At 56.5% G+C, this 15,864-nt stretch carries 14 protein-coding genes; 13 read left to right on the top strand and 1 reads right to left on the bottom strand.

Annotated elements, in window-relative coordinates; translation table 11 throughout:
* Positions 1-4: 4 nt before the first annotated feature.
* The 9 genes from fmt (at position 5) to spoVM (ending at position 9,346) form a co-directional block, all read left to right on the top strand.
* Complete coding sequence (gene fmt / locus AC3Y2E_RS14870; RefSeq protein ID WP_379211506.1) at positions 5-964, top strand: methionyl-tRNA formyltransferase; 960 nt, start codon at positions 5-7, stop codon at positions 962-964.
* Positions 961-2,487 carry a 16S rRNA (cytosine(967)-C(5))-methyltransferase RsmB gene (rsmB, locus tag AC3Y2E_RS14865; RefSeq protein WP_379211504.1) on the top strand — a complete coding sequence of 509 codons (1,527 nt, stop codon included), beginning with the start codon at positions 961-963 and terminating at the stop codon, positions 2,485-2,487. Before fmt ends, rsmB begins: the two co-directional genes overlap by 4 nt.
* Positions 2,488-3,139: 652 nt before the next feature.
* The gene (gene rlmN, locus AC3Y2E_RS14860) at positions 3,140-4,255 is read left to right on the top strand and encodes a dual-specificity RNA methyltransferase RlmN (RefSeq protein ID WP_379211620.1); all 1,116 of its coding nucleotides are present in this window, start codon (positions 3,140-3,142) and stop codon (positions 4,253-4,255) included.
* Positions 4,256-4,263: 8 nt separating this feature from the next.
* Positions 4,264-5,049, top strand: coding sequence for a Stp1/IreP family PP2C-type Ser/Thr phosphatase (locus AC3Y2E_RS14855; RefSeq protein WP_379211502.1), 786 nt, complete (start codon positions 4,264-4,266; stop codon positions 5,047-5,049).
* Positions 5,046-7,166 carry a Stk1 family PASTA domain-containing Ser/Thr kinase gene (gene pknB / locus AC3Y2E_RS14850; RefSeq protein ID WP_379211500.1) on the top strand — a complete coding sequence of 707 codons (2,121 nt, stop codon included), beginning with the start codon at positions 5,046-5,048 and terminating at the stop codon, positions 7,164-7,166. The genes AC3Y2E_RS14855 and pknB overlap by 4 nt, the downstream gene beginning before the upstream one ends.
* The gene (gene rsgA / locus AC3Y2E_RS14845; protein ID WP_379211497.1) at positions 7,166-8,092 is read left to right on the top strand and encodes a ribosome small subunit-dependent GTPase A; all 927 of its coding nucleotides are present in this window, start codon (positions 7,166-7,168) and stop codon (positions 8,090-8,092) included. Before pknB ends, rsgA begins: the two co-directional genes overlap by 1 nt.
* A 3-nt stretch (positions 8,093-8,095) precedes the next feature.
* A complete protein-coding gene (gene rpe, locus AC3Y2E_RS14840) occupies positions 8,096-8,776 on the top strand; it encodes a ribulose-phosphate 3-epimerase (RefSeq protein WP_379211495.1) in 681 nt (226 codons plus the stop codon).
* Complete coding sequence (locus tag AC3Y2E_RS14835) at positions 8,773-9,048, top strand: hypothetical protein (protein ID WP_190927727.1); 276 nt, start codon at positions 8,773-8,775, stop codon at positions 9,046-9,048. The genes rpe and AC3Y2E_RS14835 overlap by 4 nt, the downstream gene beginning before the upstream one ends.
* A 217-nt stretch (positions 9,049-9,265) precedes the next feature.
* Positions 9,266-9,346: a stage V sporulation protein SpoVM gene (gene spoVM / locus AC3Y2E_RS14830; RefSeq protein ID WP_110840399.1), complete on the top strand. Its 81-nt coding sequence runs from the start codon at positions 9,266-9,268 to the stop codon at positions 9,344-9,346.
* Between the two features lie 391 nt (positions 9,347-9,737).
* Here the strand turns inward: spoVM and rpmB are convergent, their stop codons facing one another.
* On the bottom strand, positions 9,738-9,926 hold the full coding sequence (gene rpmB / locus AC3Y2E_RS14825; protein WP_120745324.1) for a 50S ribosomal protein L28: 189 nt from the start codon (positions 9,924-9,926) through the stop codon (positions 9,738-9,740).
* 276 nt (positions 9,927-10,202) lie between these two features.
* On the opposite strand from rpmB, the gene AC3Y2E_RS14820 reads away from it, so the two are divergent.
* The 4 genes from AC3Y2E_RS14820 to recG all read left to right on the top strand — a co-directional run bounded on the left by AC3Y2E_RS14820 (position 10,203) and on the right by recG (position 15,262).
* Positions 10,203-10,562 (top strand): Asp23/Gls24 family envelope stress response protein, encoded by a 360-nt coding sequence (locus AC3Y2E_RS14820; protein ID WP_190927729.1) that lies wholly within the window; start codon positions 10,203-10,205, stop codon positions 10,560-10,562.
* A 91-nt stretch (positions 10,563-10,653) separates the two neighbouring features.
* Positions 10,654-12,327: a DAK2 domain-containing protein gene (locus tag AC3Y2E_RS14815; RefSeq protein WP_379211617.1), complete on the top strand. Its 1,674-nt coding sequence runs from the start codon at positions 10,654-10,656 to the stop codon at positions 12,325-12,327.
* 29 nt (positions 12,328-12,356) lie between these two features.
* Entirely contained in the window at positions 12,357-13,211 is an 855-nt protein-coding gene (locus tag AC3Y2E_RS14810) for a DegV family protein (protein ID WP_379211491.1), read from the top strand.
* Complete coding sequence (gene recG, locus AC3Y2E_RS14805; RefSeq protein WP_379211489.1) at positions 13,208-15,262, top strand: ATP-dependent DNA helicase RecG; 2,055 nt, start codon at positions 13,208-13,210, stop codon at positions 15,260-15,262. Before AC3Y2E_RS14810 ends, recG begins: the two co-directional genes overlap by 4 nt.
* Positions 15,263-15,864 lie beyond the last annotated feature (602 nt).

Genomic DNA, 15,864 nt, shown 5'->3' with positions numbered 1-15,864 from the left:
AGACATGAACGTCGTTTTCATGGGAACGCCTGATTTTGCCGTTCCTTCCCTTCAAGCGCTGCTGGAGCAGGGCTACAACGTTGTGGCTGTCGTCACTCAGCCGGACCGGCCGAAAGGGCGCAAACGCGAGCTTGCGCCCACCCCGGTCAAAGCCGAAGCGATGAAGCACGGCATTCCGGTACTCCAACCGGTCAAGCTCCGCGATCCGGCTGCCGTTGAAGAGGTTAGCAGCTTCAAGCCGGACTTGATCGTAACGGCGGCTTACGGGCAAATTTTGCCCAAATCGCTGCTGGCCGTGCCGCAGCATGGCTGCATTAACGTGCACGGCTCGCTTCTCCCGAAATACCGGGGCGGGGCGCCGATCCAGCATGCGGTTATGAACGGCGAGCCGGTAACCGGCGTCACGATTATGTATATGGCGGCGGGTCTCGATACCGGCGATATGATCTCGAGCGTGGAAGTTCCGATTACCGACGAAGATACGGCGGGCACGCTGTTCGACAAGCTGAGCGTGGCGGGAGCCGAGCTGCTCCGCACGACTTTGCCCGAGCTGCTGGCCGGGCGTATCCAAGCCGTACCGCAAAACGAAGCCGATGCGACCTACTCCCCCAATATCTCCCGCGAGGACGAACGGATCGACTGGACGAAATCTTCGCTTCAGCTGTTCAATCAGATCCGCGGACTGAATCCGATGCCCGGCGCTTTTACGCTGCTTCACGGCGAAGTGTTTAAAGTATGGGCGAGCCGCAAACCCGCCGATGACGAGAGAACGAACGGTTCCGCATGGAAAGTGAGGCCGGGGACTGTGCTGCAAATGACGGACGACGGACTGGAAGTCGCTACCGGAAGCGGTTCGATCTGGCTCACTCACGTTCAGCCCGCCGGCAAGAAGGCGATGAGCGTGTCCGACCTGAAGCGCGGCACACCGATTGCCAAAGGAACGGTATTGGGGGAAACGAATTGAATCCGAAGCAGCCACAAACGCAAACGTCCGCGAAGACGAAAACGGATGCGCAGCGGCAACCGAACGGTAACAAACGATCCCCCGGAACGGGCAAGCCCGGACTGGTCGGCGGACGACCCAAGACGGGCGGAGGCTCCGGCAAAAAGCCGGGACCGGCGGCTCCACCGAGACAGCCTTGGTCCGCGCGGGAAATCGCTCTGGACGTGCTTACGCGCGTCGAGACAGAGCACGCGTACAGCAATCTGCTCCTGAACCAGGCGCTGCTGAAGCATAAACCGGACAAGGCCGATGCCGGACTTGCGACAGAGCTCGTGTATGGGACGATTCAGCGCCGAAATACGATCGATTATTTTTTGGACCGTTTCGTCGCCAAAGGAGTGAAAAAGCTGGAGCCGTGGGTACGTAATTTGCTGCGGCTCAGCTTGTATCAGCTGCATTACCTGGACCGCGTGCCGGAGCATGCGGCGGTTCATGAAGCGGTAAATATCGCCAAGCGGAGAGGGCATGCCGGCATATCGGGCATGGTGAACGGCGTGCTGCGCAATGTCATTCGCCGCAAGGAGGAGCTGACCGTTCCCGTCTCGCTGGAGCCGGTCGCCCGGATCGCGCTCGAGCACTCCCATCCGGAATGGCTCGTCGCCGATTGGGTGAGACGTTTCGGAGCGGAGACGGCGGAGAAGATATGCCGGGCCAATAACGAGCCGCCAAGCGCCAGCGTACGGGTCAATACGATGAAGCTGACGCGGGAAGAGCTGCTCGGCCGGTTGAGGGAAGCCGGCTGCGAGGCGCGTCCGTCTGACGTGTCGCCCGCCGGCATAGTGGTCGAGAGCGGCGGCAATATGGCGCTGACCCCTTGGTACGTGAACGGCGAGCTGTCCGTGCAGGACGAGAGCTCGATGCTCGTCGCCGAAGCGGCCCATCCGGAACCGGGCATGCAGGTGCTCGACTGCTGCGCCGCTCCGGGCGGCAAAACGTCGCATATGGCCGAGCTGATGAACGATCGCGGCCGCATACTGGCCTGCGACATTCACGAGCATAAGCGGGAGCTGATTGCGGCCCAGGCCGAGCGCCTCTCGCTCCGCTGCGTCGAGACGAAAACGATCGACGCCCGCAATCTTCCCGAGGCGTTGGCGGGGACGGCGTTCGACCGGATTTTGCTTGACGCTTCCTGCTCGGGATTGGGCGTGATCCGGCGGAAGCCGGATATCAAGTGGGCGAAAAGCCCCGGGGATGTGGCCGGGATCGCCGAGCTGCAGTACGAGCTGCTAAGCGGCGTCTCTTCCCTTCTGGCGCCGGGAGGCGTGCTGGTGTACAGCACCTGTACCGTGGCCGAAGAGGAAAACGAGCAGGTCGTGATGCGGTTTTTGCAGGAGCATCCGGAGTTCGCGCTGAGCCGGCCGCCGCAGTCTCTGCAGGATCGTCTGCCGGCGGATTCCGTAGCTCCGGGCGGGACGATCACGGTGTTGCCGCACCAATTCGGCTCGGACGGTTTTTTTATCGCCGTGTTGCGCAAACGTTCGTGAAGCTGCTAAGGAGCTTTGGAAGAGTCTCGGTGAAGAAGCTTAGGAGAGTCTTAGAGCTCTGACAGACTTGCGCGGGGACTTGGAAGAAGCTCTGTAAGAGCTTTGAAAAGGCTCTGAAAAGGCTCAGAAGAAGCTCTGAAGAAGCTTTGAAAAAGCTTTGAAAAGCGCAAAAGGCCCGGCAACTTTAGCTGGGCGCTCCGTTATGCTAGAATAAGATCAGCTTCCGGTTGAAGCTTGTTCGCTCTAAAAGCCGATCTTCAGCCAAAATGTTTAAATAAGAGCTGCAAACGACCTTTATTTGAGCACCAAATGTGGATCGAGAGCTGAATAGGAGCGGTTTGCAGCTCTTATTCTGCTCCAAAAACCGATTTTAGCCAGAAAACGTCGATTTAAGAGCCGCAAACCGCCCTTATTTGACTACATGTACGGATAACGAGCGAAATAAGAGCGGTTTGCAGCTCTTAACAACCGCCTATCCAAGAGAGACAGCGGGTTTATCCGCCACGAACGATCTCCAGCCAGCGATTTTTGATTCTAGAGAGAAATTGTTGCGGGCGATCGCGTTTTACCGACAATCTTTATTATTTGATACCGGTTGTCGCCACCATCAGATGTGTCATGCATACATGTGAAATCCAAACAACGGGCAGGGATGCTTGTGACTACACCTATACAACCTTTAAAACCATTAAAACCGCTGCAGCCCCATATTCCGGAAAAGCTGTCGGCCTACGATTTGACTCTCGAAGAGTGGCAGGCCTGGCTCAAAGAAAACGGCCAGCCGTCTTTCCGGGCGGGGCAAATCTTCGATTGGCTGTACGTGAAGCGCGTCGGGTCGTTCGAAGAGATGTCCAATCTGTCGAAGGAGCTGCGCCGGAAGCTGGACGAGTCGTTTGTATTCGTATCGCTGACGGAAATTGCAAGCCAGCAGTCGAAAGACGGCACGGTGAAATTTTTGTTCGAGCTGGCCGACAAAAACGCGATCGAAACCGTAGTGATGAAGCATAGCTACGGCAACAGCGTTTGCGTAACGACGCAGGTGGGCTGCCGGATCGGCTGTACGTTTTGCGCCTCTACGCTGGGCGGACTCAAGCGCAATCTGTCTGCGGGCGAGATTGTAGCGCAGATCGTTAAAGCCCAGCAATTGCTCGATGCGACCGGAGAGCGGGTAAGCAGCATCGTTATTATGGGAATCGGCGAACCGTTCGAAAATTACGATGCGATGCTTAAGTTTCTGAAGCTGATGATTCACGAGAAAGGGCTCAACATCGGCGCGCGCCACATTACGGTTTCGACGAGCGGCATCGTTCCGAATATTCACCGATTTGCGGACGAGAATATGCAGATCAATCTGGCGATATCGATTCACGCTCCGAACGACGAGTTGCGTTCCAAGCTGATGCCGGTTAACCGCCGCTATCCGTTCGCCGAACTGATTGAAGCGTGCAAATACTACCTTCATACGACCGGTCGGCGTATAACGTTCGAATACGCTCTTATGGGCGGAGTGAACGATAAGGCGGAGCATGCTCAGGAGCTGGCGGTCGTGCTGAAGGAGATGCTGCCTTTGGTCCATGTCAACCTGATTCCGGTTAATTTTGTAATGGAACGGGATTTCAAACGTACGGAGCGGGACGATATATTTGCCTTCCAGCGGATTCTAGAGAAACACAACATTCCCGCGACGATTCGCAGGGAGCAAGGTAGCGACATCGCCGCGGCATGCGGCCAGCTGCGGGCGAAGCATATGGAATCACAGGTGAGGTGAGGGAAAGTATGCAAACCGCGCATCGTACGGATGCCGGGCTCATCCGGTTGATTAACGAAGACCGGGCTGCGGTGAGAGACGAATTTAACGGCTTTACCCTCGCCATCGTTGCAGACGGCATGGGCGGACATCAAGCGGGAGAAATCGCCAGCCAGATGGCGATCGAGCTCGTAGAAACGGAAATGCGCAGCGTGCTTACGGCGGATATGAACGTGGAGCAGCGCAAAGACACGGTGCGCGGAGCCATCTCGGTAGCCAACGACCGGGTGTTTGAGATTGCCTCGAAGCAAGCCCGCTACCAAGGGATGGGCACGACCGTCGTCGCTGCGCTTGCGACCTCTACCGATCTCGTCATCGGCCATATCGGGGACAGCCGCGCCTACCTCGTATCGGACGGCTCGATCCGCCAACTGACGGAGGACCATTCTCTCGTCAACGAACTGATCAAATCCGGCCAGATCACCCAGGAGGAAGCCAGCGTCCATCCGCTCCGCAATGTAGTGACACGGGCACTCGGCACGGATAAGCAGGTCGATGTCGACGTCGTTCATACGGAATGGCGGACCGGCGACGTCCTGCTCCTGTGCAGCGACGGATTAAGCGGCCTGGTCGGAGAGGCGGAGCTATACTCGGTTATTACGGACAGCCGAGATCTGCACGGCAAAGTCGACCGGCTCGTGGAACGGGCCCTCGAGGAAGGCGGAGGCGACAACATTACGGTTGTTCTGCTGGCCAACGACAAGTTGGGCGGGGCGGACGTTACGACCGATCCGGGAAGGAGGGATGATGCATGATCGGCCACGTGTTGGGAGGGCGTTACGAGATACTCGACCGGATCGGCGGCGGCGGAATGGCGCTGGTGTACAAAGGGCATGATATTTTGCTCAATCGGAAAGTTGCGGTAAAAGTGCTGCGGCAGCAATACGTACACGATGAGGAGTTCATCCGCCGGTTTCGCAGAGAAGCCCAGGCCGCAGCGTCGCTATCACATCCGAATGTTGTAAGCATCTATGATGTCGGTCAGGAGGACGAGACGCATTATATCGTCATGGAATGCATCGATGGGAAGGCGCTTAACGAGACGATTAAGGAAAAAGCGCCTTTGCCCGTCGAAGAAGCCGTCCGGATCGCCAGTCAAATATGCGACGCGCTCGATCATGCCCACTATAACCAGATCATCCATCGCGATATTAAGCCCCATAATATCCTGATCGGCAAAAACGGCCGCGTCAAAGTTACCGATTTCGGAATCGCTCGGGCCGCGGATTCTTCGCAGATTACCCAAACCGGCTCGGTCGTCGGTTCGGTTCATTATTTTTCCCCGGAGCATGCCAAAGGGACGCTGACCGGCGCCCAGTCCGACCTGTATTCACTGGGCATCGTGCTGTACCAGATGTTGACGAACCGGCTTCCTTTTCTTGGAGAAAGTCCGATCAGCGTCGCGCTGAAACATTTGCAGGAAGACGTGGAGGAACCGCGTAAAGTCAACCCGCTCATTCCTCAAAGCGTCGAGAATATTATCCTGAAGTCGATGCGCAAAAATCCCGACGAACGTTACCGCTCCGCCAAAGAAATGCTGCAGGATCTCGATACTTGTCTGGAGCCGGGCCGCCGGAACGAACCGAAAATTACGTTCGTCTCTGACGATTACGACGATGACGAGAGAACCCGCGTAGTGCCGGCTATACGCAGCGACCAGTTTGTCCACGATGTGGAGGATGAACCGGACGAGGAGCCGAGGCGGAAGAAGAGAGGCTGGGTGAAGCCTGTCGTCTGGACCGTCGTCATACTGCTGCTGCTCGCCCTGATGTACATGGGAGTCCGGTATGTGAAGGAGATGCTTTATGTGCCGGACGTGGACGTGCCGAGTCTGGTCGGCATGACACGGGAAAATGCCGAAGCTTTGCTTGTGCAAAAGCAGCTTCACAGCAGGGTGATCGAAGAGCATCATCCCGATGTGGAGAAAGATATCGTCACGAAGCAGGACCCGAACCCGTCTACCGTAAAAATTAACAATACCGTGACGCTGTACGTCAGTCTCGGGCCGGAGAAGCAGAAGATGCCGGACTGGACGGGCAAAAAAGCAACCGATGTGAAAACAGAGCTGGCGGGGCTTAACATTACGAAGGTTACGCTAGAGGATATAAACAGCGATCAGGAGATCGGGACGGTGGTGTCCCAGGAACCTGCCCCGAGCGTCGAATATGATCCGAGGACGGTTGCGGTTAAGCTGAAGGTCAGCAAAGGGCCGAAAGAGTTTCCGATGCCGCAGTTGATCGGCGAAACGGAGGATACCGCCAAAGCGATTGCTACGAAGCTGGATTTGAAGCTGAAGGTCGAGCACAAGCCGTCGTTTTCGCAGCCAAAGGATCGGGTGTTTTTCCAGTCTCCGTATAAGGAAGGGGAGTCTGTCCTGCCTGGCGCCGAAATAACGGTCAGCGTAAGCACCGGTTATCCGGAGGACGCCAAAGAAGCGACCGTAACGAAACAAATTGAGCCGACCAGGAAAGGCGTAAAAAGCACAATCGTGATTAAATACAGCGACGCCCGGGGAGAAAACCAGACTTGGGGTAAGCCTGTTGAAATCACAGAAGCACAACAGTTTAATGTGACCCTGGTACTTTCCCCAGGGATGATCGGCACCATCGAATATTACAGGGATAATGATAAGATCGATTATTGGCCGGTACCGTATCCGGGCGAAGGTATTCCCGGCAATCCGGGCAACACTACCCAGCAGCAGGGAACGCCCGGGTCAACTACAGGCGGCTCCGGAGGAGCAGGCAACGGAAACGCCGCGAACAAACCGGCGTCGACATCGCCTTCCGGAGGAAACGGCTCTGGCGGCAACGCCCAAACGCCGGCCGGCACGACTACGACTACGAACTCGACTACAGGAGGACAAAATTAATGCCTGAAGGTATTATTGTGAAGGCATTGAGTGGTTACTATTATGTGAAGTCCACCGGTTCCGCAGAGGAGCCGGTACAATGCCGGGCGCGGGGGATCTTTAAGAAAAGAGGCGTCTCCCCGCTGGTTGGAGACCGCGTTATCTACGAAGTTACGGAAAACGGGGAAGGTACGGTGGATGAAGTGCTGCCGCGCTCCACCGAGCTGATCCGGCCGCCGGTCGCCAACGTGGAGCAGGCGGTGCTTGCTTTCTCCGTGGCGGAACCGGCGCTGAATTTGCAACTGCTGGATAAATTTCTGGTTCACACGGAAAACGCCGGCCTCGATACGATCATCTGCCTCACCAAGTCGGATCTTCTGGACTCCGAGGACGAATCTGCGGAGGCCGCTTCGCAGGAAACGATAACGATGCAGGACGCCAAGCAGCTCTACGAGCAGATCGGGTATACCGTCATCATCACGAGCACGAAGACGGAGGACGGGATATCCGAGGTGCGCTCCCGGCTGGCGGGCCGGATCAGCGTCTTCTCCGGCCAATCCGGCGTCGGCAAATCTTCGCTTCTGAACGCATTGGTGCCCGGCCTGATGCTGGAGACGAATCAAATTTCGTCCAAGCTCGGCCGGGGCAAGCATACGACCCGGCATGTCGAGCTGATCGAGCTGGAAGGCGAAGGAGGCGGTCTCGTGGCGGACACACCCGGCTTCAGCCAGCTTGATTTCGTACAGTTGGAGCCGGAGGAGCTGTCCAGCTGCTTCGCCGAGATGAAACGGATCGCTTCGGGCTGCAAGTTCCGCGGCTGTCTGCACCAGCACGAGCCCGGCTGTCAGGTGATAGCGGCGGTGGAGAGCGGGGCGGTCGCTGCGAGCCGGTACAAGCACTACCTTGTCTTTTTGCAGGAGATGAAAGAACGGAAACGGAGGTACTGACATATGCGGGAATTGTTAATTGCCCCTTCGATTCTGTCCGCGGACTTTGCCCGTCTGGGCGAAGAAATCCGCGACGTCGAACGCGGGGGAGCCGACTGGATTCATGTGGACGTGATGGACGGCCACTTCGTACCTAATATTACGCTGGGGCCTCCTATCGTGCAGGCGATTCGTCCGCACACGAAGCTGACGCTGGACGTTCATCTGATGATATCGAAGCCGGACGATTATATACGCGCTTTTGCTCAGGCCGGTGCGGATTACATATCGGTGCACGTCGAAGTTTGCACGCATCTTCACCGGACGGTGCAGCTCATCAAGGATCAAGGAGTTAAGGCCGGTGTCGTATTAAATCCGGCTACTTCGCTTTCAACTTTGGAGCATATCGCCGAAGATGTGGATCTGGTGCTGCTGATGACGGTTAATCCCGGGTTCGGCGGACAGCGGTTTATCGCCTCCAGCCTTCCGAAAATTACGGCGCTTCGTCACATGCTGGACGAGCGCGGGCTTGGACACGTCCACATTGAGGTGGACGGGGGAGTGAACGAGGAGACGGCGGAGCTCGTCAAAAAGGCCGGGGCGAACGTGCTCGTGGCCGGCAATGCGGTGTTTGCCCAAGCGGACCGCAAGGAAGCGATCTCGCGCATTCGCGGCGGTTCCGACAAAGGAGGCAGCTCTCTTTGAAAAAAACGCTGATGCTGCTATTGTGCAGCTTTTTGGCGGGACATCTGCTGCTTATCTTCTCCTGGCACGAATTTTCGATCTTCCGGTACATTTATTCGCTTGGGGCGCTGTTCATAGGCATTTATTATTTTAAAACCTATGAGAGCAAAGGGCTGCGGATCAGCTTCATCCTCGTATCGCTCGTGTTCTGGGTGCTGCTGACCGTAGTATACGTGATGATCGGCAAAATTCCGATTCTTAATCTGGAACCGCCGGGCTTGAAGCTGGAGTAGTAAGAACGCGCAGGCGAATGCATTTTTTTTCCTTTATCCGCATAAGATGACTACAAGAGTTGCCGCTCTTGTAGTTTTTTTTGTTTCGGGTCATCACCTTTTCCGCAGGCGGCGAATACAATGGAGACATAAGGTGAATTCGTACGGCGGCGCCATTTTCGGTCAAGCGGCGGGCGGACGTTCGCGGCCGTGCGGAACATGCGAGGGAGGGGTAGAAATGAAATTTTATACGATCAAGCTACCGAAGTTTCTGGGCGGTGTCGTGAAAGCGATTTTGAACTCGTTCAGCAAAAGCTGAGCTTGTACAAAGGACATAGGCTCGCCGCCGGGCGTTCATTACGATGCCTGTGACCTAAGACGGATACATTCATACTTAGGGCGCCGTTACGTCTTTCGGCTGCCCATCTGAAACGTACCGACGAATTCGTGGAGCGGATGCATGCGGCCGGATTCTGATAACGGCCGGTCCTGGGGCGCGAAGGACCGGGCCGTCTGTCTTGGTTAAGCGAAAAAGCACCTGAACGGGTGCTTTTTGTCATCAATCGCCATGTTGGCGACCCATTGGCTCGGCTTGGGGGGGGTTGACAAAAAAGAAAAACAACCGCCGGGTGGCGGTCGCTTGTCTTGGGAAACCATAAGTTTGATTCACAGTTGGCTTGATGCAATATGGCATCTTGCAAGCGTTAGAATTACACGCGCTCAACAAGGCCGGATTTCAAAGCACGGGCGCTTACATAAACGCGCTTCGGCTTACCGTTTACCATGATGCGGACTTTTTGCACGTTAACGCCCCAGGTGCGTTTGTTTTTGTTGTTGGCGTGGGACACGTGGTTGCCTTGGCGCGGGCTTTTACCAGTAATCGTACATTTGCGGGACATGAGTTACACCTCCTGACACTTTCATACCGAACACATACCCCAATATATTATCATATGGATAACTGCGGCGTCAATCTACGCGAGTGGCGGTTTTGCATTTCTTTCTGATGTCGATTATAGTAAAATGGAAGGTAGTCGTAAGGTAGGACGGTTGCGAAATCATGCACCTGTTTTTTTGGCGGCGTAAGCTAATGCTTGCCGGCTCTGACAAGCTATTCGCCAAGCAGGGCGGTAATTTCGGAACAGTCAGCAAGTAACCCGGAGGAGGAACATGCCATGCCTATGCAAATCGACAGCGAACTCGGCAAAGTATTCGTATCGAACGAAGTGGTGGCGGTATTGGCAGGATCGGCCGCTCTCGATTGTTACGGACTGGTCGGCATGGCTTCGCGCAAACAGCTTAAAGACGGGATTGCGGAACTGCTCGGCCGCGAAAATCTGGGCCGGGGCATCGAAGTCCGGAGCGAACCGGACGGGGTGCATATCGAACTGCATATCATCGTCAGCTACGGAACCAAAATATCCGAAGTTGCGCACAACGTGCAGTCCAAAGTGAAATACGTATTGAACGAGGTCGTCGGATTAAAGATCGATTTCGTACATATAGTCGTCCAAGGCGTGCGAATCGCACGCTGAGACGGCGTTCGAATCGGCAGAATATCCGAGAGGAAGGGGTTTTTTTTTGAGTAAGCGCTTTAATTCACTGGATGGTTCCACTTTTACTAGCATGATTTATAAGGGCGCGGAAGCATTGCACGCGAACGTTGCGAATGTGAATGCTCTGAACGTATTTCCCGTGCCGGACGGAGACACGGGAACAAACATGAATATGACTTTGACCTCCGGTGTCGAAGAGCTCAAGAAAAAAACGTCTCCGCATATCGGCAAATCGGCCGAAGCGCTGTCTAAAGGGCTGCTTATGGGTGCCCGGGGCAATTCAGGAGTAATTTTGTCACAATTGTTCCGCGGATTCGCGAAAGCGGTACAGGACGCGGAAGACATTGATGTCCATAAATTTGCGGCTGCGCTCCAACAAGGCGTAGATACGGCATACAAAGCGGTAGTGAAGCCGGTAGAGGGAACGATTCTGACCGTCGCGCGCGAAGCGGCCAAACATGCCGTCGCCTCGGTTCGGCGCAGCTCCGATATCGGCGAGCTGATGAAGGAGGTTCTGGCCAAAGCGAAGGAAGCGCTGGCCCGGACGCCGGAGCAGCTTCCGGTATTGAAGCAGGTTGGCGTCGTTGATGCCGGCGGCCAAGGGCTGGTTCTTATCTATGAAGGTTTTGCAGCGGCGTTAAGCGGCGATATGCCGGTTGCGTCCCTCATTGCGGCGCCCGGTGCGGCGGCTGCCTTGCCTGGACATGGAACGGCCGAGCGGAGATCGGCCCAGGCCCATATGGCGACGGAGGACATCGAGTTCGGCTATTGCACCGAATTTATGATCCGTCTGGAGCCGGGCAAGACGCCCGGACTTGCGTTTGACGAGTTGTCGTTCCGCGGCGAGATGGAGAAGTTCGGGGATTCCGTTCTGGTCGTCTCCGACGACGATCTGGTCAAAGTGCATCTGCATGCCGAGCATCCCGGAGAAGTATTGACGCTTGCCCAGCGGTTCGGCGAGCTGGTCAAAATTAAAATTGACAATATGCGCGAGCAGCATACGCATATATTGGAAGAAGGCGCTGCTCCGGCCGCATCCCATCATGCGGCACCGGCGGCGAAGCCGGAGGCGTCCGGAAAACCGGCCAAGCCGTACGGCTTCGTAGCTGTGGCGGCCGGAGACGGCGTGGCCGCCATCCTGTCGAGTCTGGGAGCCGATGTCGTATTGTCCGGCGGACAAACGATGAACCCGAGCACCGAGGATATCGTCAGCGCGATCAAGCGTGTTCATGCCGAGACGGTGTTCGTGCTGCCGAACAATTCGAACATTGTGCTGGCCGCTCAGCAAGCCCGCGATTTGCTGGACCGGATTGTGATCGTCATTCCGACGAAGACGATTCCGCAGGGAATGGCGGCGCTGTTTGCCTTCCAGGCGGGGGCGACTGCGGAGCACAACACTTCCGTGATGGAGGAAGCGATCGCACGCGTTCATTCGGGACAAGTTACGTACGCCGTCCGTGATTCGCAAATCGACGGAATGGACATTCGGGCTGGAGATTATCTCGGCATTCATAACAACAAGATTGTCGCCTCGACGCCGGAGCTGCTCGCAACGTGCCGTCAACTGCTGGACAGCATGATGGCGGACGGCGGAGAAGTGGTTACGGTGTTGACAGGGGCGGATGCGGCGGAGCCGGTTACTAGCCAGCTTGCAGCACTCATTGAAGAGACGTATCCCGACGCCGAGCTCGAAGTGCATGCCGGCGGCCAGCCGCTGTATTATTATTTATTTTCGGTAGAATGATCATTATTCATTTATGAAGGGGTGCGCCGATGGGGAAAGTCCGAATAGTGACGGACAGTACGTCCGACATTCCGGAGTCGGTCCGGAAAGAATACGGCATTGAGATGGTGCCTCTAAAAGTACATTTCGGTACGGAAACGTATTATGATTCGATTACGATTCAATCCGACGAATTCTATAACAAGCTGACGTCCTCGCCTGCGCTGCCAACGACGTCTCAGCCGTCGCCGGTCGATTTTCTCGAAATCTACAAATCGTTGACGGAAGATCCCGAGACGGAAGTGATCTCGATTCATCTGTCCTCGGCGATGAGCGGCACGTATCAGTCGGCCGTACTGGCCAAGTCGCTGCTGGAGGATAAGCCGAATCTGACGATCGTCGATTCGAAGTCGGCCTCTTACGGAATCGGCCTTCTCGTAGTCGCAGCGGCGAAGGCGGCTCAGGAAGGCAAAAGCAAGGAAGACATTCTGGCGCTGATCGAGAAGATTCGCCGGGAACTGCGCATTTATTTTTTGGTCGGCACGCTCGATTATTTGCAGAAAGGCGGCCGGATCGGCAAAGCGGCGGCCATGTTCGGCTCGCTGTTGAACATTAAGCCGATATTGACGATCGACGACGACGGGGAAGTGAACTCGATCGATAAAGCCCGCGGGCACAAAAAAGCGATGGCGCGCATCGTCGAGCTGATGAAGACGGACTTCGGCGGCAAGGAGCTGCACTTGACCGTGGCCCATTCGCAATGCCGGGAGGCGGCTGAGGAGTTCAGCACGCTGCTGCAGGAGCATTTCCATATTTCCAAACTGACGTATACGGACATCGGTCCGGTCATCGGTACGTACACCGGTCCGGGTACGGTGGCTGCATTCGCCATCCCGGCGTCATGAGCACGGATCTTCATACGCTTCCCGTCCGCAGCGTAAAGGGCGTCTCTTTGGCCAAAGCCAAAGAGCTGGAAGAGCTCGGAATCGACTCGGTCGCCCACCTGCTGGAATATTTCCCGTTCCGGTACGAGGATTACCGGATTCGGGATCTCGCGGACGTCAAGGACGGGGAGAAAGTAACGATCGAGGGCAAGCTGTACAGCGAGCCAAGCGTGCAAATGTACGGGCGCAGTAAATCCCGCATGACCTGCAAGGTGTTCGTCGACCCGCTAATGATCCAAACCGTCTGGTTCAACCGGCATTTTCTAAAAGACAGGCTGCGGCCGGGTGCCCAGCTCCTGCTGACGGGGAAATGGGACAGCCGCAGGCTGCAGCTTACCGTCGCCGAGTGTGAGTTTCCGGGGGGAAGCTCGTCCCGGTCGGGGACGCTGCAGCCTGTTTATTCGATTACGGGGGCGCTTGCCCAAAGATGGATGCGCAAGACGATCCAGCAGGCGCTCGTCCAGTTCGGGGCTCTCGTCGCCGAGGCGCTGCCGAAGCAGTTGGTCGACAAATACGGCTTCATGCCGCGAAAGCAGGCGGTGTACCGGATTCACCATCCGGACGATGTGGAGGAAGGCAAGCAGGCCCGCAAACGGCTTGTGTACGAGGAACTGTTTTATTTCCAATTGAAGCTTCATGCGTTCCGTGCCATCCAGCGCCAAAAAGAAGACGGCGTCGCCCACGAGTTCGACAACGAGGACGTGCGGCAATTCGTCCGTGCGCTGCCGTTCAAGCTGACCGATTCGCAGAAAAAGGTGATCGCCGAAATTTTGCACGACTTGAAGGAGCCGTATTGTATGAACCGGCTGCTGCAGGGCGATGTCGGCGCAGGCAAAACCGTGGTGGCGGCGGCCGCCTTGTTTGCGACCGTAAAAGCCGGTTGCCAAGGTGCGCTTATGGTGCCGACGGAAATATTGGCCGAGCAGCACAAGCGGTCGCTGGAAAAGCTGTTCGAGCCTTACGGAATGACGATAGGGCTGCTTACGGGCAGCCTGACCGACCGGCAGCGGCGGGATGTGATCGCTTCGCTTCATATGGGGCTGATCGATGTGGTCGTCGGGACCCATGCGCTCATCCAGGACGATGTGTTGTTCCGGAAGCTCGGGCTTGTCGTAACGGACGAGCAGCACCGGTTCGGCGTCAACCAGCGGAGCATCCTGCGCCGCAAAGGAATGAACCCGGACGTGCTGACGATGACGGCTACGCCGATTCCGCGTACGCTCGCGATTACGGCGTTCGGCGATCTGGACGTATCCACGCTGCGCGAGCTTCCGAAAGGGCGCAAGCCGATCAAAACGTATGCGGTCGGACACGACAAGCTGGAGCGGGTCATCGGTTTTATCCGTAACGAAGTGAGCACGGGGCGTCAGGCGTACGTGATATGTCCGCTGATCGAGGAATCGGAGAAACTGGACGTGCAAAATGCGATCGACGTGCACGCCCAGATGTCGCACGCATTTCCGGAGTTCCGGGTAGGGCTGCTGCACGGGCGGATGACGACCCAGGAAAAAGACGAGGTTATGCGCCAGTTCAAGGAGAATCAGGTACAGGTGCTCGTCTCGACGACTGTCATCGAGGTCGGCGTCGACGTGCCGAATGCGACGGTGATGGTCATTTACGACGCGGTCCGGTTCGGCTTGTCCCAGCTACACCAGCTGCGCGGCCGTGTCGGCCGGGGGGAGCATCAGTCGCACTGCATTTTGATCGCCGACCCGAAAAACGAAACGGCGAAGGAGCGCATGCGCGTCATGACCGAGACGAACGACGGCTTCGAGATCGCCCGCCGCGATTTGGAGCTGCGCGGTCCCGGCGACTTTTTCGGCACGAAGCAGAGCGGCCTGCCCGAGTTCAAGCTTGCGGATATGATGAGCGATTTTGAAATTATGGAGATGGCCCGCGACGACGCGGCCGAGCTGGTCGCCCAGCCGGATTTCTGGACGTCGGCGGAGATGCTGCCGCTGCGCGAATTTTTGCAGAGAGAGCATATTCTGGACGGAGAGCGGCTGGACTGAGTTGGTTAGTTGGTTGGGCGAAGATTGTGGTTATCGTTTGGTTTGGAAGCGCCGGCTTGCCGGCTGCCGCGTTAGGAAAGCGAACCTCCATCCGTTATCGGCTGGAGTGCGCTGCTTGGTATGGACATGGGACAAACGATGAGTTTAGTCCGATGGATCTGCCAAGCCGGTGCGCTCGGCAAACGGGTTGGAGGTTTTTTCGAGAGAGCTGGAATGTATAAGTTCTTCACCGTGCTTAAGCGGGTAAAGGGAGGCTGTCGATTCAATGTGGACAACCAAGTGGAAAGGGAAAAGATTACCTTCTGGCGAGTTTTGTCTGGAATCCCCTACCTTACAATCCTATTCAATCAAGGGATTCCGGACAACCTGTTTGAGCAGAAGAAGGTAACTTTTCACTTGGAGCGGCCCTACTAACACTTCTACACAATGAATCGACAGCCTCTAAAGGGCCCTTACTTGTCGAGTCAGCCAGTGTCGCAAGCTGCTCTACCGTGATGACCGCTGTCCTGTACGGAATGGGGGGAGACGCCCGAACGCATGAAGCAGGCGCGCTTGACGGAGGCTGCGGGAACCGTAACATTCCGGTCCCTGGTCCCGAGTGA

This window comes from Paenibacillus sp. MAH-35 (assembly GCF_058135425.1).
This window is presented reverse-complemented; position numbering and strand designations above follow the sequence as displayed.

Bases quoted from the DNA above. Each gene is read 5' to 3' on its own strand.
- AC3Y2E_RS14820 (WP_190927729.1), top strand. From the start codon at position 10,203: ATGCCTATGCAAATCGACAGCGAACTCGGCAAAGTATTCGTATCGAAC.
- fmt (WP_379211506.1), top strand. From the start codon at position 5: ATGAACGTCGTTTTCATGGGAACGCCTGATTTTGCCGTTCCTTCCCTT.
- AC3Y2E_RS14810 (WP_379211491.1), top strand. From the start codon at position 12,357: ATGGGGAAAGTCCGAATAGTGACGGACAGTACGTCCGACATTCCGGAG.
- rsgA (WP_379211497.1), top strand. From the start codon at position 7,166: ATGCCTGAAGGTATTATTGTGAAGGCATTGAGTGGTTACTATTATGTG.
- AC3Y2E_RS14815 (WP_379211617.1), top strand. From the start codon at position 10,654: ATGATTTATAAGGGCGCGGAAGCATTGCACGCGAACGTTGCGAATGTG.
- pknB (WP_379211500.1), top strand. From the start codon at position 5,046: ATGATCGGCCACGTGTTGGGAGGGCGTTACGAGATACTCGACCGGATC.
- rpmB (WP_120745324.1), bottom strand. From the start codon at position 9,926: ATGTCCCGCAAATGTACGATTACTGGTAAAAGCCCGCGCCAAGGCAAC.
- AC3Y2E_RS14855 (WP_379211502.1), top strand. From the start codon at position 4,264: ATGCAAACCGCGCATCGTACGGATGCCGGGCTCATCCGGTTGATTAAC.
- rlmN (WP_379211620.1), top strand. From the start codon at position 3,140: ATGCTTGTGACTACACCTATACAACCTTTAAAACCATTAAAACCGCTG.
- recG (WP_379211489.1), top strand. From the start codon at position 13,208: ATGAGCACGGATCTTCATACGCTTCCCGTCCGCAGCGTAAAGGGCGTC.
- spoVM (WP_110840399.1), top strand. From the start codon at position 9,266: ATGAAATTTTATACGATCAAGCTACCGAAGTTTCTGGGCGGTGTCGTG.
- rpe (WP_379211495.1), top strand. From the start codon at position 8,096: ATGCGGGAATTGTTAATTGCCCCTTCGATTCTGTCCGCGGACTTTGCC.